This is a genomic window from Volucribacter psittacicida, from assembly GCF_004339025.1.
In the GTDB taxonomy this organism is placed as follows: Bacteria; Pseudomonadota; Gammaproteobacteria; order Enterobacterales; family Pasteurellaceae; genus Volucribacter; species Volucribacter psittacicida.
Genome location: NZ_SMFT01000003.1, coordinates 1 through 26,668 on the forward strand (window position 1 = coordinate 1; position 26,668 = coordinate 26,668).

Sequence of the window (26,668 nt, forward strand, 5' to 3'; positions counted from 1 at the left end):
TGAGAAGAGACGTCAATCATCGAAAGGATTATCTTGGCGGCGATAGTGCGGTGGTCCCACCTGACCCCATGCCGAACTCAGAAGTGAAACGCCGTAACGCCGATGGTAGTGTGGGGTCTCCCCATGTGAGAGTAGGTCACCGCCAGGTTATTAAATTGAAGAGACCCCTGTTGTTAGGCAACAAGGGTTTTTTGTTATTTAATTTATACTTTTTCATAAAAATCCTCAAAACTTACCGCACTTTGTTTAAGAATGTTCTGATAAATATTTCTACTTTAAATTGAAAAGACTATAAAATAGCGATTCTTTTCTATCCCTTAAGATTTCCTTAATATTTTTTTGTTTTAATAGGTGTCAACAAAGCAAGGGACTTTGTGTTTTAAACCATTATTAAAGGAGTTTTTATGAAGAAAGTAGTTTTAGCCTCATTATTAGCGTTATCCACTGCCACTGCAATGGCAAATGAAGCACCAAAAGGTGGTTTTCAAGATCCTGCTGCGCCAGCCGTAGCACATCATCATAAAGGTAAGGATTTTAGACAGGGTGGGTTTGTTAATACACAACAAGAAATCAGTAAAGTCTCAGATTCATCTAAATGGAAAGATGATCAATATATCTTATTAGAAGGTAATATTGTACGCCAAGTGGGTAAAGATGACTTTATGTTTAAAGACAACAGTGGAGAAATTGAAGTAGAAATTGAAAGACGTGCTTGGGCAGGTCAAACCATTACCCCTGAAGATAAAGTAAGACTTTATGCGGAAGTGGATAAATCTTGGAATAAAATTGAAGTTGAAGTTAATCGTGTAGAAAAAATTAAGTAATTCAACTTATTAATTCTTATTAAGGAAGATAGATGAAAATTTATCTTCCTTTTTTCTATACATTGAAATGATTAGAAAATGGCAATATGATAGCCATTTGATGATAAATAAGATTGAATAAAAAATATGCGTATTTTGTTAATTGAAGATGATCCTTTAATTGGTGATGGATTAAAACAAGGCTTAATTAAATCAGGCTTTTTAGTGGATTGGTTTCAGGACGGTAAAACAGGTTTTGAGGCGTTATCTCTCGCCCCTTATGATGTGGTGGTATTGGATTTAACTTTGCCAAAACTTGATGGTTTAGAAGTTTTACGAGGTTGGAGGAAAGCCAATCAAGATGTGCCAGTGTTAATTTTAACCGCAAGGGATACATTAGATGAGCGTGTGCAAGGCTTGCAAATTGGTGCAGATGATTATTTGTGTAAGCCCTTTGCTTTAGCAGAAGTTGTTGCCCGTTTGCAAGCACTAACTCGGCGACGTAATGGGCATATTAATCCCATTATTCAACATGGTTTACTTACCTTTGATCCGATGAAACGTAAAGTGTGGTTACAGCAACAGGAAATTCCTTTGACTTCACAAGAATATCGTTTATTGGCGTTATTTTTAAATCATAAGGAGCGGGTATTATCTCGTTCATTGATTGAAGAAAAATTGTATAGCTGGGACGATGAAGTAAGTAGTAATGCTTTAGAGGTGCATATTCATAACTTACGCAAAAAGTTGGGTAAACAAATAATTCGTACGGTGCATGGCGTGGGATATGCCTTAGGAAATTATGATGAAAAGAACTAGCTTAAGTTTTCGTTTAATTTGTTTATTATCCATAACGTCTCTTTGTATTTGGGCGATTTCAACCACGATTGCTTGGTTTCAGGTGCGTAAAGAGGTTAATGAAGTCTTTGATTCACAACAAATTTTATTTGCTCAGCGTTTGGCTTCAACGGATTTACGCAATTTATTCCTTGAGCGTCATCAACTTGGTGGCTTTCGTGAACAACGTGCTAGACGACCATTGAAACCATTAAAACGTGATGATGATGCCCTCGCTTTTGCTATTTTTACCCCAAACGGCGATATTTTGCTGAGTGATGGCGAAAATGGGAGTAATTTTATTTATGCACCTGCTCGTGGTTTTTCTGAAGCCCAGCTTGCCAATGATGATGATCTCTGGCGTATTTTCTGGTTACCTGTCGCCGATGGCAATAATCGCTTAATGATTGCGGTAGGGCAAGAGCTTGATTACCGAGAAGATTTAATTAATGAAATGGTTTTTGGACAAATGTGGGTTTGGATTGCAGGTTTACCTTTCTTACTCGCTGTTATTGTTGTGGTGATACGTAAAGAATTATCGCCTTTAAAACGTATGAGCAAAAATTTATTACAGCGTTCACCTGATGATCACCAAGCCTTGCCTACGGAACAACTTCCCTTAGAGGTTTTGCCATTAGTACAAAATTTAAATACTTTTTTCCACCGCACTTCAGCGATGTTATTGCGTGAACGCCGTTTTACTTCCGATGCCGCCCACGAATTGCGTAGCCCCTTATCCGCATTGCGTATTCAAACAGAATTAGCACAAATGGCTGGGGACGATGAAACTATGCGTCATCAAGCCTTACAAAATTTAACGCAAGGGATTGATCGGGCAAGCCAATTAATTGAGCAATTATTAACCTTATCACGTTTAGACAGTTTAACGCAGTTAGAGGAATTGCAAGATATTCATTGGAATTTATTATTGCAGTCTATTGTGGCTGATTTTTATTTTCCAGCTCAAAAACGCAAAATGGAAATGACCCTTACCATTGAACAACAGCCTGTAGTTAAACAAGGGCAACCTTTGCTTTTGTCCTTAATGTTAAGAAACCTTGTGGACAATGCTATTCGTTATTGCCCCGAGGGCAGTGAAATTCGCTTAATTTTGCAACAGAATGAAGTGATTGTGGAAGATAACGGCAATGGTGTGGCAGAAGAGGATTTAGAAAAACTCGGACAACGTTTTTATCGCCCAGCTGGGCAAAATGAAAAAGGCAGTGGCTTAGGCCTATCTATTGTTTATCGTATTGCCGAATTGCATCATTACCAAGTGCGGTTAGAAAATCGAAAAAATTCACGAGGAGAAATTGTAGGATTACGAACGAGGATCTTTTTATAGTCCCCTATTTTAAAGTGAGTCGTACTGCCTTATCTTGAAACAGCATACAAGCCCCTAAAGCAAATTTGCCTTAGGGGCTTTTAGCAAAAGAACTTCCCTTATTTTTTATCGCCTTTAAGCAATTCCGCAATGCCTGCCACAGAGCCAATTAAATTGCCTGCTTCCAATGGCATAAGCACGACTTTACTATTTTCCGCCCCACCAATTTCTTTTAATGCTTCGGTATATTTCTGAGCAATAAAGTAATTAATGGCTTTGGTATCTCCGCTAGCAATGGCTTCAGACACCATTTGAGTCGCTTTTGCTTCCGCCTCCGCGGCACGCTCACGAGCTTCTGCTTGCAAAAAGGCTTCTTGTCGCTCCCCTTCTGCTTTTAAAATGCGAGATTGTTTTTCGCCCTCAGCACGCAAAATTTCCGCTTGACGAACCCCCTCAGCCTCTAAAATATCCGCCCGTTTATTACGTTCGGCTTTCATTTGTGCATTCATCGCCGCAATCAGTTCTTGTGGTGGACGCACATCACGAATTTCAATACGTGTGACTTTCACACCCCAAGGATTGGTTGCTTCATCAACAATAGATAATAGACGGCTATTGATTGAATCACGTTGAGATAACATTTCATCAAGTTCCATAGAACCAAGTACGGTACGAATGTTAGTCATAGTGAGATTAATGATGGCTTGTTCTAAATGATTGACTTCATAAGCGGCATTGCGAGCATCAATCACTTGCACAAAACAAACCGCATCAATAGCCACATTGGCATTATCTTTTGAAATCACTTCTTGTGAAGGAATATCTAACACTTGCTCCATCATATTAATTTTGCGACCAACACGATCCACAAACGGCACCACAAAATTTAACCCTGGCGTAAGGGTTTTGGTATAACGCCCAAAACGCTCAATCGTCCAATGATAGCCCTGAGGCACCATTTTTAAGGCAGAAGCAAGAATGGCAATCACCAAAATAATAAAGAAAACCGAGACAATCGGCAATCCATCTAAGTAGCTCATAATATTTTCCTTGTAAATCAGATTGAAGGGAATTGGCAGTTTAGCATAGGTGGGGAGAATACACAGTAGATTTTGAAATTGATGGCTTTTTATAAGGTTTATCGGTAATTTACTGTAAATTTAAGAAAATTATAGAAAATAATGTCGGGGGGGGGGGGTATTTTTGTTTGATTTTATTTCTTATTTGTTTATTATTACGCCCGATTGTCGCTTATGTATACATATTTATGGTTATGTGCTTTTATGTAAATTTACATTTATCAATAAATTTAGTGAAGTATACATACAATCGTTTTATTCGTTAATTATTTTACATTAGGAGAATATTTCAATGTTTGGTTTAACAACAAAAGCATTTATTGCAGTTACAGAGGGTTTACGTCGTTTTAAAGAAGATAAACGTGGGGTTACTGCGATTGAGTATGGTTTAATTGCAGTATTAATTGCAGCGTTTATTATTGTTGTATTTAATTCAAATGAGGGTTTTATTGCAGCTTTAAAAGAAAAATTTGCAGGTTTAGCAACAGATATTAAAGGTGTAAAAACTCAAATCACTAAATAATAATTAATTTATAAGGTGTTTATATTACTATTTTTATATAAATACCTTAATTTTTATTATTACCATGGAAGATTCTATTTTTTCTATTAATTTTACCCTTATTATTTTATTATTAATTTATCTTTGTTATACGGATATACGCTATAGATTAATTAGTAATAAAATAATAGTAATTTTGTTTTTCCCTTTACTATTATTTTCTTGGTTACAATACCAACATATTTTTTTCTTCTCGGCAGCTATTGCGTTAGTAATAGGTTTTCTCTTATTTAGCCTAAATATATTAGGCGGTGGTGATGCTAAACTTATTGCAGTGCTAATGCTGGCTATCCCTTATTCAGGGATAATTTCTTTTTTGTTTTTTGTTTCTTTCACTGGATTGTTTGTTATCCTATTCGGTTGGATTTTTGCCAGAGAGTCAATAAAAAAGAATGGATTGCCTTATGGTGTCGCAATTAATGTTGGCTTTATCATAAATTATTGGTTTTTACATTAAATAAGTTAAATTACATTAAGGATAGAAAATGAATTATAGGCTACTATTTATTATTTCAATATTTATGTTGATTATCGGCTTTTTTGGCTTATTTATGATGCCGAGTAGTTCTAATAATCAACAAACTGATTTGTCAAGCGAAGTTGCAAAGACAGAAAACCAAAAAGAGAAAAAACGAATAACCATAGCAACATTGGTTAAAAATGTTAAAGCTGGAGAGCTACTTCAGGTTGAAGATTATCAGCTTTCAGATCAAGAAGTGGATATTGATGATCATCTTGTTGATTATGATGTTTCTGATTTAATTACCAATCAAGCTAATGGATTACAAGGTTATTTGGTTTCACAAAATATTCAAGCTTCATCATTATTACTTCCTAGCAGTTTAATTGCACCAACAGATCCTCGTTTTTTATCGCATAGCATTGATGCTAAAAAAGAAGTTGGATATAGAATTCCAGTAAGTTTAGACAATGCTTATATTTTAGATAGTTTACATAGTGGGCATTATGTCTCTATCTATGCTCAAAAATATGCCAGTGGGAATGAGACATTGAATCGTAAAGAGGCGGTTTTGCTTCAAAGTTCAGTTCAAGTATTAAATGTTGTGAAAGAAGCAGATAACAATGAAAAACAGGCTGGTTATATTGTTCTAAAATTAAACGGATTAGATGTCGTAAAACTTTATTCATTACCTGAAGATAGTATGTTATTTGTTTTACCAAACTCGAATAAATTATCAGATAAAAATCGTGGAATCTTTATTAGGAAATTAAGAGGTCAATAATCAATGTTAAATAAAATTTTTACTAAAAAATTAATATGTCTAGCATTTTGTGGTATTGCTATTTTTTATTCTAGCCTTGTTTCAGCAAGATCGGTTTACCTAGAAAAAGGACAAAGTAACATTGTAAATACATCGGCAAAAATTGATACCATTTTTATTTCAAATCCTGATGTGGCAGATTATGAAATTATTGATGATAATAGTTTTATCCTTTATGCCAAAGAGGAAGGGGTATCCGAAGTAACCGTCTTTGATCAAGAGGGGAATTCAATATTAGATGATACATTAAGCGTCAATGCTTTGATCAATAATATTAGTGATGCTAACCGACAAATTAAAGCAAGATTTCCTAATAGTAAATTGCAAGTAAAGAAAATTGGAAAGGCCTATGTGATCGAGGGAACCGCAAGCTCTAATGCTGAAAGTGAAGAGGTTCAACATATTGTTGGAGCTGCATTGGGTATTTCTCCAAAAGTAACTGAATTTAGCTTACAAAACTCAAGGGGAGCGGAAGAGCGAATTTCCTTTATGGATAAATATGAATATGAAGGTGTTATAAATAACAGTCATGTGGATGATAATATCCAAATCAATGTTAAATTGACTGTGGTTGAAGTTAATAAAGACTTTTCTGATTCATTAGGGATTAATTGGAGTAATTTATCGGGTAATTTGTTCAATAATATTGGTGCTTCAGCATCTGTGGTAGGGGGAGCTTTTGATGGTGTAACAGGCTCATTATCTATCATTAATGCAAATAATCTTAGACTTTTCATTAATGCCGTAAATAATCAACGTAATGCTAAAATTTTGGCAGAACCTAATGTGTCTATGTTATCAGGAGAAACTGCTGATATTTTGGTGGGGGGAGAAATTCCTTTCGCTCAAAGAGATAGAGAAGGCGCTGCAAGTATTATTTATAAAGATTTTGGTATTAAATTACTCGTAGGTGCCAAAGTTCAAAAGAACGATAGAATTAGATTAGTTTTATCACAAGAAGTTAGTAATATTGCTGGAAGTTATCAATATGACGGAGTAGGGCAAGTTCCTTATTTTAATACTCGGCGTTCTAAATCTACCTTTGAATTGGCTGATGGAGAAAGTTTTATTATTGGCGGATTATTTACTTCTAATGATATTGAACAACTAAATAAGATCCCACTTTTAGGGGATATTCCAATTATTGGTTCATTTTTCCGTAGTGCGAGTACCAGTAGAGATAAAAAAGAATTGGTTATTGTAGCAACGGTAAATTCTATTAAACCAGTTAATGAAGCCGATATTGTTTATCCTAATTTTCAACAAACAGGAACAATGGAACGTTTTTTCAATGTTACTCCATTAAAAGATGTTTATTATAAAACTTTAACAACGAATTTCCTTAAAAATGGTGGGTTTATACAATGAGAAATGTAATCGCTAGTAAAATTCCTTTATTTGTACTTACATTATTAATGAGTAGCTATGTATATTCTGCCTCTAAGGCACCTAATATCGATCAATATAATATCAATGGGACTAGCCAATTTCATTTAAAGTCTTCACGTTATGTATTATCAAGTACACAGGAAAATAATATTCAGGCATTTTTCTTAAAAGTTAAGAAATATGTCGGACAAGATAAGTCAAAAAATATTATCATTTATTGGACTACTCATAATGATAAAGTTATAGCGGAAAGATTAAAACGAGAGTTATTAAGTCAGCATATTTATGCGAATAACATAACCTTAAAACGTGTAGATAGACGTTTATCTTTTTATCCAATTTATGTGGATATAGAGCAATATCAAGGATCGGGTCGTGCTTGTAGAATGATTAGAATGAATCCTGAACCTAGCTATAGAGAGCAAATATCTTGTGCTGTGAATTATAACTCGAATATTCAATTAAAAAACTGAGGATAATTTTTTATGCTATTACTAGATAGTGATAAATTGAGTGTAAGCTCAGTAAGAAAGATCATTGTTTTATCAGATAATGAGGCTGTTCAAAATAAAGTATTGCAATTATTGAGAACAGAAGGATTAGAGAATATTGATATCATAAAAAGTAGTTTTTTAGATGAGAATGTGGTTCTTAGTGCAGAAGAAGCTATTGGTGTAATTATTGATATTCAAGATGAAAGCGATATAACCGTTATTTCTGAATCTATTAGCTCAATTGTTCCTCAAAATATGTGGTGTTGCGTAATAGGATTATCGGATTCTATACGTTTATCACAGCAATTATTAGAACAAGGTATCCTTTATTTTAATTCCGAATCACAGCTTCGTTTAATGGCGAATAAGATTCGCTCTACGGATATTTCTATTCCTTGTACAAGAAATACAACGAAAGTTTGTGTTTTAACTTGTAAAGGCGGTATTGGTGGAAGTTTTATTAGTTCTCATATTGCAGCAAATATTGCTTTAAATAAAAAAGTCCCAGTTTTACTTGCTCAAGGAAGTAATGGTTCACAAGATTTGGATCTCTTATTTGATAAGAAAATACAGGGCGATGTGGTTGAATATATGGATAACTTATTTCTTTTTAATGGGGATCCTAATCATTTGGCAGAAGATATTATTGAGAAATATAATTTCATTATTTACGATAAGCCGATTTTTAATATCAATAAAGATAACTTTTCTGAGTTTTTCACTTATAGTAATAACTTTGTTCTTATTGTTGAACGAAAAGTGGGATCGCTTCGAGTTGCTAAAAAGTTTTTAGAGCAATGCGAACGCGCCCGCCAGCTTAGTAATCAACCTATTAGGACCTTTATTTGTCTTTCTGATAGCCGATATGATTCATCTAAATTGATGGCAAAATCTGATATTGAATCTTTATTAAATCATCCTATAGATGCAATTATTCCATTTATTAAGCAACCTCAAAATAAAACAGTATTAGAGGTTAATTTGAATAAAGCTTCTAAACGTGAATTTCATCAATTATCAATGAAAGTCATTGGTATTTTATCTAGACAAATTAGAAAAAAAGACGATAAGAGCCTATTTAGAAGTATTTATCGTTGGATAATGAATAATTAATTTTATTTTTTATTATGTTAACTAAAGAAAAACAAGCTTATTTCAGAAATCAAATTTTAAGTAATATTGACGTTGAAAGGCTAGATCAAATTCAAAGTGAAAGAGATAAGCTAATTGGCGAACTGTTACAGTTAGTGCATAGGATTTCAGATATTAACAATCAATACATTACGGCGGTAGACGCACAATTTATCGCAGAGTTAATGTCTGATGAAATTTTAGGTTATGGACCATTAAGAGAATTAATGGAAGACGAATCCGTTAATGATATTTTAGTTAATGGACCCGATGATGTTTGGGTTGAAAGGGCCGGTATTTTAGAAAAAACAGATAAATATTTTATAAATAATGAGCAATTAACGGATATTGCTAAACGTTTAGTCGCAAGAGTGGGACGACGTATTGATGATGCAAGCCCTTTAGTTGATTCTCGCTTACCTGATGGTAGCCGATTGAATGTGGTTATAGCACCAATCGCCTTAGATGGAACTTCAATTTCTATCCGAAAATTTAGTAAGTCAAAGAAATCATTACAAGATCTTGTAAATTTTGGTTCTATGACGAGAGAAATGGCTAATTTCCTAATTATTGCTGCTCGTTCTCGGGTAAATATTATTGTATCTGGTGGGACAGGTTCAGGGAAAACAACATTATTAAATGCGTTATCTAACTATATTTCTCATCAAGAAAGGGTAATAACATTAGAGGATACCGCAGAGCTACATTTAAGCCAACCTCATGTTGTTAGATTAGAAACGCGTTTAGCAGGTGTAGAACATACTGGCGCGGTAACCATGCAGGATCTTGTGATTAATGCTCTTCGTATGCGTCCTGAAAGAATTATCGTAGGGGAATGTCGAGGAGCAGAAGCATTTCAAATGTTACAAGCAATGAATACAGGGCATGATGGTTCAATGTCTACTCTGCATGCGAATAGTCCTAGAGATGCTATTGCTCGCTTAGAAAGTATGGTTATGATGTCTAATTTATCATTACCATTAGATGCAATTCGCCGAAATATCGCTTCGGCTGTACATATTATCGTACAAGCATCTCGTTTAAATGATGGTTCTCGTAAAGTAATGAATATTACTGAAATTATGGGAATGGAGAATGGGCAAGTTGTACTACAGGATATATTTACATATCAACCAAGCCAGTATAGAGATAAAGAAGGTAAAATTTTAGGCGAGTTTACTTCTCATGGATTATTATCTCGATCTATTGTTTATCAGAATGCGCAAGTATTTAATTTAAGCTCTGAATTGCAAAGTATTTTTGGAGGGCGGTAGAATGATTTTATATTATTTGATAATTTCTTTTGGTATTTTATTATTGCTTTATGCTTTTAAAAGTATATTTACGCTACGTAAGAAAGTAATAGGAAATGATAAAACGTCATTTAGAATATCAGAAATTTTAAATACTATAAAATCCAATATTTCGTTATGGAAATATTATTTTATTGCGGGAAACTCTAAGAATTTATTTAGAAATATTATTTTAACTTTATGTGTTTTTTTAGTTTTATTCACAATAAATAACTTATATTTGCAAGTAAATAAAACTATTTTTTTGATTAGTGTTATTCTATTGTTTATTCTTATTATTTGGAAAATTGGGCAACATCGAAACAGAAAAATATTTGAAGCATATTTTCCAGAAGTGATCCAAATACTTAACTCATCAACATCCTCAGGGGCAGGATTATTACAAGCATTAGAACGATGTGGTAAAGACATTTCAGGACAGCTTGGTAAAGAGTTTAAATCTATTTATAAACGCCTTTCTTTGGGAGAAGATCCTGTTTCGGTTTTTAATGATAGTTATGTTAGATACCCTTATAAAGAATTTTATTTCTTTATTACTATAATTAAAATTAATTTAGATAAGGGTGGGCAAATGCGAGAAGTGATTAATCGATTAGGAAGGATGATCGCTGATAGTAAAAAAATGGAAAAGAAAAAGAAAGCGATGACTTCAGAGGCAAGAATATCTGCGATCATTGTAAGTTTATTTCCAGTAGTCTTTTTTATTTTTATGAAATTTATGATGCCAGAGAATTTTGATTTCATTATTAATGATGATAATGGTAGATATATACTTTATTACGTTTTAGGTAGTGAGTTATTAGGTATGTTAATTATTTGGTGGTTAATGAGGAAGACAACGTGATATTGAATACAATTTTAATTTATTTATTATGTTTTTCTCTTGGTATTTTAGTACTTTTTATTGCTTTTACAAGAAAGAAAACATTTGATAGAAATAAACAAGTTCTATCGGGTGAAAGACCAAAAGAACATAATATAGAAGATAATTCTAAGAAGAATAAGCAGCAGATTGAGTTAGAGTTATTAATTATCAATAATAATAAATTCTTAAAATTTTTAGGCTTATTAGATAAAAATGTTAAGTTAAAAATAATATTTACTTTATTAGTATCTTTTATTTATTATCTATTTAATCTTAGTGCTGATTCTACTAGTTTAATGCTTGCATTTTCTGTTATATTTATATTAATAGTTATTATACCTGGTATTTTAACAAATGTTATTATAAATAAGAAAATCAAAGGTATTATGGTTGATTTGCCAGGTTTTATTGATCTTGTTGCTGTTTGTATTCAAACGGGGGTAACTATTGATGCCGCTTTAAAAAGAATATCTATGGACTTTAAAACATTAAACCCAGATCTTACTTATGTGATGTTAAGAATATTGCGTAAGGGGGAAATTGCTGGATTACATTCAGCATTAGATGATTTGGTGATTTCTTTGCCAACAAGAGAAATTAGAATGTTTTGTAATACATTACAGCAAAGTTTAAACTTTGGTTCTTCTATTTATTCTAATTTAATTCAGCTTTCTGCTGATATAAGAGAACTTCAATTACTTACGATTGAAGAAAGGCTTGGAACGCTTTCTGCAAAGATGAGTATTCCATTGATTGTGTTTATTATGTTTCCAATTGTAATTTTAATTATTGCTCCTGGTATGATGAGGGTATTTCCAAATGTTTTCTAAATTGAAATTGACTAAAAAAGTATCTTTAATTGTTATAACAACTTTTCTTTCCGCTTGTACTTCTTTTAATTCTCCTGTAATGAGTAAAAGCGATTTTATTTCTAAAGAAAAGTTATATAACTCAACGCAAAATTATAACGCTTTAATTTCTCTATATAGAGATGAATTAAAGGTACAAGAAAATGACGCTATTCGTTATAAACTTGCGGAATCTTATTATAAAAATGGGGATAGTCGTTCTTCCTTATTATATTTAAAACCCTTACTTGGACAAGGAAACCTAGTTTCTGCTGACGCAGGAGTGCTTGAAATTAGAAATTTAATCCAGTTAAATGAATATAGAAAAGCTATTGAAGCCTCTGATAGATTAGTTATTCAATATCCTAACAATGCTGAAGTTTATAATTTAAAAGGCATAGCTTATGCGCAATTAGGTCAATTAGATGATGCTCAAGCGAATATTAATAAAGCAAGAGAGTTTTTCTTAAATGATGTTGTGGCAATTAATAATCTTGCTATGTTATATATTATCAATGGGGATTATTTGAGTGCAGTTAATTTGTTATTGCCACAATATATGAATGGGATAAAAGAATCAAGATTGGTTCATAATCTTGTTTTTGCTCTAGTGAAAAATGGAGATAAAAAGTATGCACTTGATATTATTAAGAAAGAAAGATTAAATACTTCACCAGAAAGTCTTGTAAATGCTTTAGAAAAAACAGAAAGAGTTTCAAATATTGTTGGAAGATAATATCTTTATGAATGTTACTTTAAATCATTTTTGGAAAAATAAGAAAGGTGTATCAAGTATTGAATTTACCTTGACTATTGGCGTTTTCTTATTTGTTGTGTTTTTAATTCTTGAATTAGCACGTATAGTTTTATTGTCAGCTTATTGGGATTTAGCTATTGCTGAAGGAGTAAGGATAACTAAAAATCAAAAAGCGGTTAATGGTAATTATGAAGAGCTATTTAAGAAAAACTTAATTGAACAAAGAAACAAATATGAAAATTATACATTAGCATATTTAGCAGAATCATCAGATAGTAAAATAGAAGTTAAAGTTGAATATGCGGATACCTTAAATGATTTAATTAATGGTAATTTTAGACAGCCAACTAAGGATAAAAATGGTAATTTAATTTCCCCGACAGGGAAAGAAGCGAGTATAGCAAGTTATACTGTGAATTATAATTATAAATTCTTATTACCTTTACCTATGTTGGCTGAGAATTGGGTTAATACATTATTTCAAAGAAAGATATTAATTGTGCAAGAATATGAAAGAACAGAGTATAAGTATTAAAATAAAACAAATTATTGTTAAACAAACAGGCTCTGTTTCAATAGAGTTTGTTTTTATGATAACGCTTTTAGTCTTTATGTTTGCTTTTATGGCTGATCTGGCGATAATGAGATCGACAATGGGAAAGCTAGATAATGCTTCTTATTCTTTGTCTAATATATTGAGAGAGCGAAAACAATTATTTTTAGGCGATGAACGTTTAGATCAGTTGAATCGTAAAGATTTTGATAACTTTAAGCGACTTGCTAATGAAGTTATTTTTCCTAACAATGAAAGTAGTAAAGTCTATGTAGTATTAGAATCTTTGACCTTTACAACGACATCATCTAAACCTATTGCTAATTATACAGTAATAGGGGATACACAATATTGCCAACCTTATAGAGAACTTAGTAAACAAGAACATCTTTCGCCTTATTCAGAAGGTTCAACAACGAATAAACCAAGAAAAGTGCCTTTATATCAAGTAACACTTTGTTTAGACGTGCCAAGTTTCTTTAAATCTATGGTATTGAATAATTCTCAATATGATGGAAATAAATTGCGTTCATCCTCGATTACTGTAGCAAGATAATGGGATAAGTATGATAACGTTAAAAAAATCTTTAATACTACGCGTAGTAACCTTTTATAAATGCCAGTCGGGTGTATATGGCATTATGATGGCAGTAATGAGTTTTGTGTTAATAGGCATCATTGCTTTAGCGGTAGATGGTTCTGGTATATTGCTTGATAAAGCAAGATTTGTTCAAGGTATGGAGCAAGCTGGGTTAGCTTTAGTTACAGAAAATAATCAGAATAGAAACGCTAATAATTCACATAGTGATGTGAGCCGACAAAGTGTGACTAAAAAAGATGAACAACAATTTGGTACTAAATTAGCCGCTCAGCAAGATAAAAGAAATCAAGAAATCATTCGTGGTTTAGTAAGAAGTTATTATCTTCCTAATACTTATTTGGCAAATGGCGAGGATGCCATTACTGATAGATACCAATATTATTGTGCAAGGGTTAGAAACAATAAGGGAGAATTGTTAAAGTCTGTGGCTTGTGAATTATCTGGAGATTTTGACCGCCCTTCTTGGATTTATTTGGGGAAAAATAAAGGCTTTTCTTTAACATTCGCAGAAACGGTAAATATTGATTCTGGCTCTATTTTTGTGCAAAAGGAAATTGGTGAGAAATATCCTATTGATATTATGTTGGTGACGGATTTGACTGGATCAATGGATGAATATATAAATGGCGTGAAGAAAATTACAAGTTTAAGAAATGTGGTTGGATCTATTTCTAATACAATATTAAATTCACCAGATCAAAGCCCTTATAACAGAATGGGATTTGTCGCTTTCTCTTTTGGGGCTCAACAAACACAAAACATTAGAAAATGTTATTTTCCTTATATTATTAATAAAGATAGGAATTCTGCACTTTGGGAGTATATGACTAAAACGATGGATAATAATACATCTGATTGGATATTGTCAGAATATATTATGGATTTTAATAAGTTAGTTAATTATTCTGCATCTATTAATAAGATTGATACTTTTGTTGGTAAAGATATTGAAGATTACCCTTCTTTTAATAAAGATGGTCGTTGCTTATATTATAATAGTAATAGGAATACAACTAGTTTTTGGTATACGCAAGGAAAAAATTCTAACTTAGTTAGAGATTTTAATGCATTAAGACCTGGAGGTGCTACATTGACCAGTTCTGGTCTTTTAATTGGAGCAAATTTATTAATGAATAAAAATGAAAATTATAAAGTTTCAACTAGTGAATTGGCTACTAATACTAAACGATTTTTAATAGTTTTATCTGATGGATTAGATCAAATTTCTGCTAGAGTAGAAAGTGCATATGGTATTAAATTAGAAGTTACTAATAAATTATTAAACTTAGGAGCTTGCGATAGAATACGACAACGTATAGATTCTTTACAGGATAATAAATACCCTAAGCAAGATACTGTGATTGCATTTGTTGCATTTGGTTATGAATTATCCATAGCTGATAGAGATTCTTACAACGCTTGGATTAAATGCGTTAAACAAGAAAATTACTATGAAGCAAAAAATGAAGCAGAGTTATTAGAAACTTTTCAGAATATTCTTGGTATTAATGAAGAAGTTGGTCGCTCGCTTAATCAAAGACCTAATTTCTAATTTAAACAATTATTAATAAATAGAACCTAGCACTTTATATTAAAGGCTAGGTTTTTTTATTTATTACTTATACTTATCTTATTTTAAAGGGAAGCGATAATCTTTAATATATTACTAACATTTCTTATTTTTTAGTTATTTTTATCAATAGGTTATTTCTATCAATATAGGGCTTTTTCACTATGTATCATATATTTTTTCTATTTTTTTGTCTTTTTTCTTAAAATGTCTATTTTGTTGATAGTTATTGGCTATTATTGCGGGGGGGGGGATTGTAAAAAAATAATATAAAAAATGTTGTGGTCCGACCTTTTTTCTATATAATTAACGCTTTCGTATTTATATATGAAATATTTGCTTTTTATTAAAGTGATAGCAGTAAATAAGGTTTATCTTTATTGGTTAAATTAATATAAATTAATCTCAGGGATTGAAAAATTATGAATAAAGTATTTAAAGTTATTTGGAATAAAACAACAAATTCTCCAGTCGTTACTTCAGAGCTTGCAAAAGGTAATGTTAAAGCGAGTAGCCAATCATCAGTACAACAAACAGTAAATACTCAATTAACTATTGGAAATCATCAATTTATTTTGTCCTCTATTACTGTTGCAATTATGATGTTTGCTTCAGTAAATAGTTATGCTGCCGTACAAATCGGTTCTACCTCTACTTCAGCAATTTCTTCTGAAAATGCAGCTGCTTCCTACGCAAATGGGAATTCTATTGCTATTGGTTCTGGTTCAGTTGCTAATGCTAGATCTAATACTTATACGCCAACTGCTCCAGCAACAGGAACTCAAACGGTTTTATCAGCAGTTGCTATTGGTGAGAAGGCTAATGCGACAGGGGCTCAAGCTTTGGCTTTAGGGGCTAATACCTTGGCAAATGGTGAAAATTCCATAGCCTTGGGGGCTAATAGTGCTTCTTCAACGAATTCCATTGCTATTGGTCGTGGTGCTAATGCAGATAATCAAAATGGTAGTGGTGGGACTATTAGTAATGCCCGTTCTATTGCTATTGGGGATTTATCCTATGCAGCCTCTAACCAATCCCTAGCGATTGGTAGTAGTACTAAAGCAAATGGAAGACAAGCGACTGCTATAGGGAATGATACCACTGCTGATGGTTATGCTTCAGTTGCTATTGGTGGCGATGATATGGAAGGCGTATCAGCAACAGCAAAAGCTTTATATGCATCTTACATTGGTTCTGCATTAATTGATACAACAAATAGTACAACAAGATATGTTGCTACTCATGCTAAGGGTGGGGCAAGCGTTGCTGTTGGGGTTGCAGCCCAAGCATTAGGTGAAATTTCTACCGCTGTTGGTGCTAAAGCTAAAGCTGATGGCGATATGGCTATGGCACTTGGTGTGGGATCTAATGCTACTGGACAGGCGGCTTTTGCTGCCGGTGTAAAAGCACAGGCATTGGCAAATAAATCAATGGCATTTGGTGTTAATGCTTTAGCAAATCAAGAAGGGGCTATTGCTTATGGTACAGATACTAAAGCAACGGGTTTAAATGCAGTGGTTTTAGGTGCGAGTAGTACTGCTAGTGGTCAAAATGCAATGGCGTTAGGGACAAATGCAATTTCAGCAAATCAAACTTCTATCGCAATAGGTGCAAATGCGCTTGCGCAATTAAGTTCTACTGCGACAAAACAAGAGGGAGAAACAGGATTAATTGCTATTGGTGAGAATTCCCAAGCCATTGGCGATTTAGCGATTGCTATTGGTAAACGTGCACAGGCAGCAGGTGCGTGGTCGTTAGCAACAGGACATACAGCACAAGCTACTGGTGAATCTTCCACTGCCTATGGTTATGCGGCTAAGGCAACGGCGAATAATGCTTCGGCTTTTGGTGCTTTGGCTAATGCTAATGGGATTTATTCTGTGGCATTTGGGCGTAGTGCCACAGCAAATGCAAATGGAACAACGGCAATTGGTTACAATACAAAAGCGACTTCCGCTGATTCTACAGTAATTGGTAGAGAGTCTGTTGTTACAGGAGCAAGAGCGGTGGCTATTGGTTACAAATCTAATGCTAATGCTGAAGATGCGTTAAGTATGGGATCAAATGCTATTGCTAATGCGATAAGCACTGTCGCTTTAAGTACTTCAGCTATTGCTAGCGGTGCTAATGCGATTGCTATTGGTAATAAAGCACAAGCCACTGGCACAAACGCCATTTCTATTGGTGTTGGTAATGTAGTGAGTGGCAATAATTCGGGAGCAATAGGTGATCCTACTACAATTACAGGTGATAACAGTTATAGTTTAGGGAATAATAATACGGTTAATGCTAGCAATGCGACTGTGGTGGGGAATACAAATACATTAAATACAGTGGCAGGCAATAGCCATGTCATCGGTAATAATAATACTGTCAATGCAGGTAGTTCTTATGTTTTGGCTAATAATGCTAATGTTGGAGCAGATAGTACAGGAAGTGCAGATTCAACAGGGAATATTGCTATTGGTACGAATGTAGTCACCAACTTAAGTAATGCAACAGCGATTGGTACCAATGCAAAAGCAGAAAATTCACAGGCAGTTGCAATAGGTACCGGAGCAAATGCTAATGCGATAAACTCAATGGCGTTAGGTTCTGCATCTTTGGCACAAGGAAATAGCGCAGTTGCGATTGGTAATGGCGCACAAGCAATCAGTAGTAATTCTTTTGCTGGTGGTAATGCCGCTTATGCTAATGGTAATAGTGCAACTGCTTTGGGATCTTTGGCAAATGCTAATGGGAAATCATCGACAGCGTTAGGGACCTCTGCGAGAGCAAGTAAAGAGCAGGCAACAGCGTTAGGTTCTACTGCTAATGCAAATGGGACATCCGCAACAGCGATTGGTGCTGGTGCAAATGCCTCGGCGGATAATGCAACAGCATTAGGGGTAAATGCTATTGCTTCACAAAGTAGTAACCTTGCATTAGGTAGCAGTGCAAATGCGTCAGGAAGTGTTTCTATTGCTGTGGGAAGTGCTGCGACAGCATCAGGGAATGCAGCAACTGTTGTAGGGCAAAATGCGAGTGGAGCAGGTGCATCTACTGTTGCAATAGGTTCTGCTGCTAATGCTTCAAAAAATAATGCGGTGGCTATAGGCTATGATGCAAAAGCATCAGACTCAAGTGCCGTGGCTTTAGGTTATGGTGCGAATGCAAGTAAAGCGCAAGCGACGGCATTAGGGACAATGGCTGTTGCTAGCGGGAGTTATTCTACCGCACTTGGTAATAATGCGATTAGTTCGGCTAAAGATGCTTTAGCTTTGGGATCTAATACTTCTGTTAGCGTAGAAAATAGTGTTGCTTTAGGGGCTAACTCATTAGCTACTAGTGCAGTTATAGGAACAAGCAGTGCTTCTATCAATGGAATTAGTTATGCTACTTTTGCAGGCGTAAAACCAGTAGGTACCGTTAGCGTGGGATCAGCTGGCAATGAGCGTACTATTACCAATGTTGCTGCAGGACGAGTGAGTGCCACCTCTACTGATGCCATTAATGGTAGCCAGTTATATTTAGTCGCAAATACGGCAGGCAATATTGCTAACAGCGTAAAAAATATTCTTGGTGGTAATGCAGTAGTGGGAAATGATGGCACTATTACTATGACGAATATTGGTGGAACAGGTCTGAATACCATTGATGGTGCTGTTGCTGCGGCAAAAACTGAGGTTATTGCTGGTCGCAATACCGTAGTAAATAGCGGAACAGGAGAAAATGGACAAACTGTTTATACTGTCAGTGCCAATACTGCCTCAGTGGCCGTTAACCCAGAGAGCCTAAAAGTCGGTAGCATATTAACAACCGATGACAAAGGCGTGGAAAATATTGAGTACAATTTAGATCTTTCTGATAGTACCAAAGATCGTTTAGCCAAGGCGGACAGTGCGATGCAAAGTATTGTGGCGAAAGTGAATGGTTCAGAGGTTAAATCTTTAGATCAAAATAATAATCAGCTTAACTTTGTCAATGGCACAGGTACAACAGCACAGGTTAAGGTGAATGAAAATGGTGTATCAGTACAATATGATGTGAATACGGCGACTTTATCTACTAATGAATCGGGTGTAGTGTCTTCTGATAAAGAAGGAAATACTTTTGCCACAGCAAAAAATGTCGCGGATAACATTAATAATGTAGCGAATGCTTTAACGACTAAAGGATTAACTTTTGCTGGAGATAGTGGTAGTAATGTTCAGCGTGATTTAGGCGAAATTTTAACCTTAAGGGGGGGGGTAACCGAGGATAGTACACTTACGGATAATAATATTGGTGTTATTGCCGATGGTGAAGATACGCTAACTATAAAATTAGCAAAAACTTTAACAGGCTTAACCAGTGTATCTGCGAATACCTTTGTTGCAGGTAATACAACTATTACGACAAATGGTGTAACCATTGGTAATGGAGAAAAACAAGTTAGCTTGACAAGCACAGGACTGAATAACGGTGGTAATCAAATTATTAATGTTGCTAGCGGTTTAGGAGATAATACTACATTAGCAGAAGCAGTTGGCGATACTTTAACCAATGCTGCGAATATTGGCGATTTACAAAATGCCATTAATGAGTCAACAACACGCTATTATAGTGTTAATGATAATGGTACACAGAAAGGAAACTATAATAACGATGGTGCAACGGGAGAAAATGCTTTAGCAGCAGGTGTAAATGCTCAGGCAGCGGGTAATAATGCTGTTGCAGTGGGAAATAATAGCCAAGCTAATTCCGAAAATGTGGTTTCTGTGGGATTAAATGCTGGGGAAAACTCCACAAACAATCAAGGCTCGGTAATGATTGGTAATAATGCGGGCAAAAACAGCTCCACCTCAGGAGAGCAAAATTATTCACAAAATGTATATATTGGGGAAAATGCCGGCTTAAGTGCGCAAGGTTATTGGAATACCTTTGTTGGAGATAGTAATACTGGCGCTAATACTGTGGGAAATATGAATGTTGCTTTAGGTGGTAAAGCTCTTTATGACATAAAAGGTAGTGAGAATACAGGATTAGGGGTTTATGCAGGGCAACATTCTACGGGAGATTATAATTCTTCCGTAGGAGCACAAGCGGGGCGTTATGTTAATGGCGATTATAATATTGCTTTTGGTTATGATGCAGGCTCAGTGATCTCTGGTAATGGCAATGTGAGTATTGGTAAAGGTGCTAATTCTAATACAGGGCAAGATCCTTTATCTGTGAATAATACTGTTGCGATAGGTAATGAGGCTAAAGCGACTAATGATAATGATGTGGCCTTAGGTGCAGACTCTCAAACTAAAACAGCAGAGGGGACGACAGAGGCAACCATAGGTTCTCTTACTTATGGTAATTTTGCAGGCTCTGTGCCGATAGCGACAGTGAGCGTGGGCTCGGAAGGTAATGAACGTACTATTACCAATGTCGCCGCTGGGCGTATAAGTGCGACTTCAACGGATGCGATTAATGGTAGTCAGTTATATTTAGTGGCGAATACAGCAAGTAATATTGCGACCAGTGTAGAAAATATTTTGGGTGGTAATGCAGAATTGGGAACTGATGGCACTATTACTATGACGAATATTGGTGGAACAGGTCTGAATACCATTGATAGTGCTGTTGCTGCGGCAAAAACTGAGGTTATTGCTGGTCGCAATACCGTAGTAAATAGCGGAACAGGAGAAAATGGACAAACTGTTTATACTGTCAGTGCCAATACTGCCTCAGTGACCGTTAACCCAGAGAGCCTAAAAGTCGGTAGCACATTAACAACCGATGAAAAAGGCGTGGAAAATATTGAGTACAATTTAGATCTTTCTGATAGTACCAAAGATCGTTTAGCCAAGGCGGACAGTGCGATGCAAAGTATTGTGGCGAAAGTAAATGGTTCAGAGGTTAAATCTTTAGATCAAAATAATAATCAGCTTAACTTTGTCAATGGCACAGGTACAACAGCACAGGTTAAGGCGGATGAAAATGGTGTATCAGTACAATATGATGTGAATACGGCGACTTTATCTACTGATGAATCGGGTGTAGTGTCTTCTGATAAAGAAGGAAATACTTTTGCCACAGCAAAAAATGTCGCAGATAGCATTAATAATGTAGCGAATGCTTTAACAAGCAAAGGATTAACTTTTGCTGGGGATAGTGGTAGTAATGTTCAGCGTGATTTAGGCGAAACCTTAAAAGTAGCAGGTGGCGTGACAGAGAATGATAAACTGACTGATGGGAATATTGGTGTTGTTGCTGATGGCGAAGATACGCTAACCATAAAATTAGCGAAAACCTTAACAGGCTTAACCAGTGTATATGCGAATAGCTTTGTTGCAGGTAATACAACTATTACGACAAATGGTGTAACCATTGGTAATGGAGAAAAACAAGTTAGCTTGACAAGCACAGGACTGAATAACGGCGGTAATCAAATTACTAATGTTGCTAGCGGTTTAGGAGATAATACTACATTAGCCAAAGCAACGGGCGATACATTAAATAATGCTGCTAATATTGGCGATTTGCAAAATGCGGTGTCTAATGTGACAGAAGCTGCTAAGGGCGGTGGTTTTATCTTGTCAGATGATAATAATGCCGAAGTTAAACAAGATTTAGGCAAAGCTATTCAGTTAACAGGAGAAAGTGGTGTTACAGTAACAGCAGATGTTGACAATAATAAACTGACCATCGGTTTAGATAACGAGGTTACAGTAGGTAATGATACTGAGGCTGGAACCATTACGGTCAAAGGTAATGCTAATACTTCAGGTGTGGTACTAAATGGTGCCGAGGGTTCAATTACCTTAAATAATGGCGATACGCAGTCAACCTTAAGCATTCGTGAGGGCGAAAGCAATTTAGCAGACGATGCGACAAATCGTATCCAATATACGCAAGCAGATGGCAGTGTAAGTGAAGTTGCAACCCTTGATGATGGCTTGAAGTTTAAAGGTAATCAAGGTGATACCATTCGTAAAGCCTTAAATGACACCTTAACCATTAAAGGTGGTTTAGCGAATGATGATGATGCTTCCTCAGAGAACTTGCGAGTAGATAGTGAGGATGATGCATTAGTGATTAAATTGGCAAATACCTTAACCAATTTAACCGCTGCGAACTTTGTTGATTCAGATGGCAACACCACAGAGATTACAGGCTCGTCAATCACCACATCTAACGCAGAGGGAGATGTGCTTGCGTTGCGTACCGCAGAAGGAACGGTTTTCTTTGGTGGTAACAATGACATAGTGAGCTTAACCAATAATGGACTAGATAACGGCGGTAATCAAATTACCAATGTAGCGAGTGGATTAGGAGATACCCCATTAGCCAATGCTAAAGGAGATACTTTAACCAATGCTGCGAATATTGGCGATTTACAAAATGCGGTAGCGAATGTGACAGAGGCTGCTAAGGGCGGTGGTTTTATCTTGTCAGATGATAGTAATACCGAAGTTAAACAAGACTTAGGCCAAGCTATTCAGTTAACGGGTAAAAGTGGTGTTACAGTAACAGCAGATGCTGACAATAATAAACTGACCATTGGTTTAGATAACGAGGTTACAGTAGGTAATGACACTGAGGCAGGGACTATTCGAGTCAAAGATGGTAACGGTACTGATGGTGTAGTATTAAATGGTGAACAAGGTAGTATTAGTTTAAGTCATGGTGAAACAAAATCTACATTAATGGTAGAAAAAGGAACGAACACCTTAAATAATGAAGAAACTAGTCGTATTATTTATACCCAAAATGATAATACCCCAGTAGAGGTAGCAACGCTGAATGATGGCTTGAAGTTTGCAGGTAATCAAGGCGAAACGATTAATAAAGCCTTAAATGACACCTTAACCATTAAAGGTGGTTTATCGAATGATGCTGATGCCTCCTCAGAGAACTTGCGTGTAGATAGTGAGGATGGTGCATTAGTGATTAAATTGGCAAATACCTTAACCAATTTAACCGCTGCAAACTTTGTTGATTCAGATGGCAACACCACAGAGATTACAGGCTCGTCAATCACCACATCTAACGCAGAGGGAGATGTGCTTGCGTTGCGTACCGCAGAAGGAACGGTTTTCTTTGGTGGTAACAATGACATAGTGAGCTTAACCAATAATGGACTAGATAACGGCGGTAATCAAATTACCAATGTAGCGAGTGGATTAGGAGATACCCCATTAGCCAATGCTAAAGGAGATACTTTAACCAATGCTGCGAATATTGGCGATTTGCAAAATGCGGTAGCGAATGTGACAGAGGCTGCTAAGGGCGGTGGTTTTATCTTGTCAGATGATAGTAAGACCGAAGTTAAACAAGACTTAGGCCAAGCTATTCAGTTAACAGGGGAAAGCGGCGTTACAGTAACAGCAGATGTTGACAATAATAAACTGACCATCGGTTTAGATAACGAGGTTACAGTAGGTAATGATACTGAGGCTGGAACCATTACGGTCAAAGGTAATGCTAATACTTCAGGTGTGGTACTAAATGGTGCCGAGGGTTCAATTACCTTAAATAATGGCGATACGCAGTCAACCTTAAGCATTCGTGAGGGCGAAAGCAATTTAGCAGGCGATGCTACAAATCGTATCCAATATACGCAAGCAGATGGCAGTGTAAGTGAAGTTGCAACCCTTGATGATGGCTTGAAGTTTAAAGGTAATCAAGGTGATACCATTCGTAAAGCCTTAAATGACACCTTAACCATTAAAGGTGGTTTAGCGAATGATGCTGATGCTTCCTCAGAGAACTTGCGAGTAGATAGTGAGGATGGTGCATTAGTGATTAAATTGGCAAATACCTTAACCAATTTAACCGCTGCAAACTTTGTTGATTCAGATGGCAACACCACAGAGATTACAGGCTCGTCAATCACCACATCTAACGCAGAGGGAGATGTGCTTGCGTTGCGTACCGCAGAAGGAACGGTTTTCTTTGGTGGTAACAATGACACAGTGAGCTTAACCAATAATGGACTAGATAACGGCGGTAATCAAATTACTAATGTTGCTAGTGGTTTAGGAGATAATACTACATTAGCCAAAGCAACTGGCGATACCTTAACCAATGCCGCTAATATTGGCGATTTGCAAAATGCGGTAGCGAATGTGACAGAGGCTGCTAAGGGCGGTGGTTTTATCTTGTCAGATGATAGTAAGACCGAAGTTAAACAAGACTTAGGCCAAGCTATTCAGTTAACAGGGGAAAGCGGCGTTACAGTAACAGCAGATGTTGACAATAATAAACTGACCATCGGTTTAGATAACGAGGTTACAGTAGGTAATGATACTGAGGCTGGAACCATTACGGTCAAAGGTAATGCTAATACTTCAGGTGTGGTACTAAATGGTGCCGAGGGTTCAATTACCTTAAATAATGGCGATACGCAGTCAACCTTAAGCATTCGTGAGGGCGAAAGCAATTTAGCAGACGATGCCACAAATCGTATCCAATATACGCAAGCAGATGGCAGTGTAAGTGAAGTTGCAACCCTTGATGATGGCTTGAAGTTTAAAGGTAATCAAGGCGAAACGATTGATAAAGCTTTAAATGAAACCTTAACCATTAAAGGTGGTTTAGCGAATGATGCTGATGCTTCCTCAGAGAACTTGCGTGTAGATAGTGAGGATGGTGAATTGGTACTAAAACTTGCGACTAACTTAACAGGTTTAACTAGTGCGAGTTTTAATGATGAATCAGGTAATAATACCACTATTACTGGCAACAATATTGTAATGACAGACAGTGAAAATAATATTGCCTATCGTTCAGCGACGGAAACTAGCTTTACTAACGCAAATGGTTCAACGGTAAGTTTATCTGCGGAAGGACTTAATAATGGCGGTGCGAAAATCACCAATGTCGCAGCAGGAACAGAAGATACTGATGCGGTAAACTTAAGCCAGTTAAAAGCTGCTCAAGCTGCCGCAACTACCAAGGTCATCGAAGGGGATAATATCCAAGTTAATGCCTTGCAAAATGATGATGGTAGCTATATCTATCAGGTTTCAACTACACCAGATCTGAATGTGAATACTGTAACTACAGGCGAGACTGTGATGAATTCTGAGGGAGTTAAGGTTGGCGAAAATGTCAGTTTAACTCAACAGGGATTAAAAGTAGATAAGATTGAAATTCAATCAGACGGTATAAATATGGCGGATAATAAAATTACTGGTGTCAAAAATGGCGATATTTCAGCGACAAGCACTGATGCGGTAAATGGTCGTCAGCTTAATAAAGTCTATAATTTTTCTGATGATATGATTACTTTATTAGGTGGCAATGCGACGATGAATGAGCAAGGTAATATTGCGATGAGTAATATTGGTGGTACTGGCTATGACAATATCAATGATGCCGTTGCGGCAGCGAAAACCGAAGTAAAAGCAGGTTCGTCTAATGTTAATGTAACAGCGGATAAAGGCGAGAATGGACAGGCTGTTTATACGGTAGATCTTGCCAGAGATATTGACGTTGATAGTGTAACCGCAGGTAACACCCTAATAAATAATAATGGTGTCACTATTGGTAATGTGAGTTTATCAGAAAATGGCTTAAACAATGGTGGTAAAAAACTAACCAATGTTGCAACAGGAACAGAAGATACTGATGCGGTAAATGTGGCTCAATTAAATAAAGCGGCAGCAGCGGCAACCACCAAGGTTACCCAAGGCGATAATATTGAGGTTACGGCAAGCACCAATCCAGACGGTAGTACCACTTACCAAGTTGCTACAGCAAAAGACGTTAACTTTACTTCTGTTACTGTGGGTAATGTGGCGATTAATGAGTCTGGTATTAATGCAGGTAATAATAAAATTACCAATGTTGCCGCAGGAGAGGTATCAGAAAACAGTACTGATGCTGTAAATGGTAGTCAATTACACGCAACAAATCAGCAGGTGAATAATAATACTAATGCAATTAATCATCTTGCCAATGATTTACATCGTACAGATCGTAAGCTACGTGCAGGTGTGGCTGGTGCAGTGGCCACCGCTGGTTTACCACAGGCTTATTTACCAGGTAAGAGTATGGTGGCTTTAGCTGGTGGTACTTATAGTGGAGAAAGTGCGATTGCGATTGGAGCGTCTAGAATTTCGGATAATGGTAAAGTGATTATCAAATTAACAGGAAGTTCTAATACGCGTGGTGATCTCAGCGGAAGTGTTGGGGTTGGCTATCAGTGGTAATTAGCTTATATTCTTAATTAAAAAACCTCACTTATGTGAGGTTTTTTTATAGGTGGATGTAATGGACAAAATAAAACCGCTCAAAAGAGCG

The 26,668-nt window shown here is 35.8% G+C and carries 18 protein-coding genes and 1 rRNA gene; 18 read left to right on the plus strand and 1 reads right to left on the minus strand.

What is annotated here, in order from left to right; translation table 11 throughout:
• Positions 1–32 precede the first annotated feature (32 nt).
• From rrf to qseC, 4 genes are all read left to right on the plus strand, one after another.
• Positions 33–148: ribosomal RNA gene (rrf, locus tag EV694_RS06830) — 5S ribosomal RNA — on the plus strand.
• Positions 149–404: 256 nt separating this feature from the next.
• Positions 405–824, plus strand: coding sequence for a YgiW/YdeI family stress tolerance OB fold protein (locus tag EV694_RS06835; RefSeq protein WP_132690876.1), 420 nt, complete (start codon positions 405–407; stop codon positions 822–824).
• Positions 825–950: 126 nt separating this feature from the next.
• A complete protein-coding gene (locus EV694_RS06840) occupies positions 951–1,622 on the plus strand; it encodes a response regulator (RefSeq protein ID WP_132690878.1) in 672 nt (223 codons plus the stop codon).
• A complete protein-coding gene (gene qseC, locus EV694_RS06845) occupies positions 1,606–2,985 on the plus strand; it encodes a quorum sensing histidine kinase QseC (RefSeq protein WP_207859802.1) in 1,380 nt (459 codons plus the stop codon). Before EV694_RS06840 ends, qseC begins: the two co-directional genes overlap by 17 nt.
• 98 nt (positions 2,986–3,083) lie before the next feature.
• Here qseC and EV694_RS06850 read toward each other — a convergent pair whose 3' ends face one another.
• A complete protein-coding gene (locus tag EV694_RS06850) occupies positions 3,084–4,004 on the minus strand; it encodes an SPFH domain-containing protein (RefSeq protein WP_132690882.1) in 921 nt (306 codons plus the stop codon).
• Positions 4,005–4,335: 331 nt separating this feature from the next.
• Between EV694_RS06850 and EV694_RS06855 the strand changes: the two genes are divergently transcribed.
• The 14 genes from EV694_RS06855 to EV694_RS06920 all read left to right on the plus strand — a co-directional run bounded on the left by EV694_RS06855 (position 4,336) and on the right by EV694_RS06920 (position 26,577).
• The gene (locus tag EV694_RS06855; protein ID WP_132690884.1) at positions 4,336–4,566 is read left to right on the plus strand and encodes a Flp family type IVb pilin; all 231 of its coding nucleotides are present in this window, start codon (positions 4,336–4,338) and stop codon (positions 4,564–4,566) included.
• Positions 4,567–4,630: 64 nt separating this feature from the next.
• Positions 4,631–5,062, plus strand: a complete 432-nt coding sequence (locus EV694_RS06860; protein WP_132690886.1) for an A24 family peptidase — start codon at positions 4,631–4,633, stop codon at positions 5,060–5,062.
• A gap of 28 nt (positions 5,063–5,090) precedes the next feature.
• Positions 5,091–5,849 carry a flp operon protein C gene (locus EV694_RS06865; protein ID WP_132690888.1) on the plus strand — a complete coding sequence of 253 codons (759 nt, stop codon included), beginning with the start codon at positions 5,091–5,093 and terminating at the stop codon, positions 5,847–5,849.
• Between the two features lie 3 nt (positions 5,850–5,852).
• Entirely contained in the window at positions 5,853–7,256 is a 1,404-nt protein-coding gene (locus EV694_RS06870; protein WP_132690890.1) for a type II and III secretion system protein family protein, read from the plus strand.
• Positions 7,253–7,750 (plus strand): hypothetical protein, encoded by a 498-nt coding sequence (locus EV694_RS06875; protein WP_132690892.1) that lies wholly within the window; start codon positions 7,253–7,255, stop codon positions 7,748–7,750. The genes EV694_RS06870 and EV694_RS06875 overlap by 4 nt, the downstream gene beginning before the upstream one ends.
• 12 nt (positions 7,751–7,762) lie before the next feature.
• Positions 7,763–8,884, plus strand: coding sequence for a CpaE/TadZ family protein (locus EV694_RS06880; protein ID WP_132690894.1), 1,122 nt, complete (start codon positions 7,763–7,765; stop codon positions 8,882–8,884).
• A gap of 14 nt (positions 8,885–8,898) precedes the next feature.
• Complete coding sequence (locus EV694_RS06885) at positions 8,899–10,176, plus strand: TadA family conjugal transfer-associated ATPase (RefSeq protein WP_132690896.1); 1,278 nt, start codon at positions 8,899–8,901, stop codon at positions 10,174–10,176.
• A gap of 1 nt (position 10,177) precedes the next feature.
• Entirely contained in the window at positions 10,178–11,059 is an 882-nt protein-coding gene (locus tag EV694_RS06890; protein WP_132690898.1) for a type II secretion system F family protein, read from the plus strand.
• Positions 11,056–11,910, plus strand: coding sequence for a type II secretion system F family protein (locus EV694_RS06895; RefSeq protein ID WP_243646002.1), 855 nt, complete (start codon positions 11,056–11,058; stop codon positions 11,908–11,910). Before EV694_RS06890 ends, EV694_RS06895 begins: the two co-directional genes overlap by 4 nt.
• Entirely contained in the window at positions 11,900–12,664 is a 765-nt protein-coding gene (locus tag EV694_RS06900; protein ID WP_132690902.1) for a tetratricopeptide repeat protein, read from the plus strand. The genes EV694_RS06895 and EV694_RS06900 overlap by 11 nt, the downstream gene beginning before the upstream one ends.
• A 7-nt stretch (positions 12,665–12,671) precedes the next feature.
• Entirely contained in the window at positions 12,672–13,220 is a 549-nt protein-coding gene (locus EV694_RS06905) for a TadE/TadG family type IV pilus assembly protein (protein ID WP_132690904.1), read from the plus strand.
• Complete coding sequence (gene tadF / locus EV694_RS06910; protein WP_132690906.1) at positions 13,195–13,794, plus strand: tight adherence pilus pseudopilin TadF; 600 nt, start codon at positions 13,195–13,197, stop codon at positions 13,792–13,794. Before EV694_RS06905 ends, tadF begins: the two co-directional genes overlap by 26 nt.
• A 10-nt stretch (positions 13,795–13,804) precedes the next feature.
• Positions 13,805–15,391 (plus strand): TadE/TadG family type IV pilus assembly protein, encoded by a 1,587-nt coding sequence (locus EV694_RS06915; protein WP_132690908.1) that lies wholly within the window; start codon positions 13,805–13,807, stop codon positions 15,389–15,391.
• Positions 15,392–15,831: 440 nt separating this feature from the next.
• Positions 15,832–26,577, plus strand: coding sequence for a YadA-like family protein (locus EV694_RS06920; RefSeq protein ID WP_132690910.1), 10,746 nt, complete (start codon positions 15,832–15,834; stop codon positions 26,575–26,577).
• Positions 26,578–26,668 lie beyond the last annotated feature (91 nt).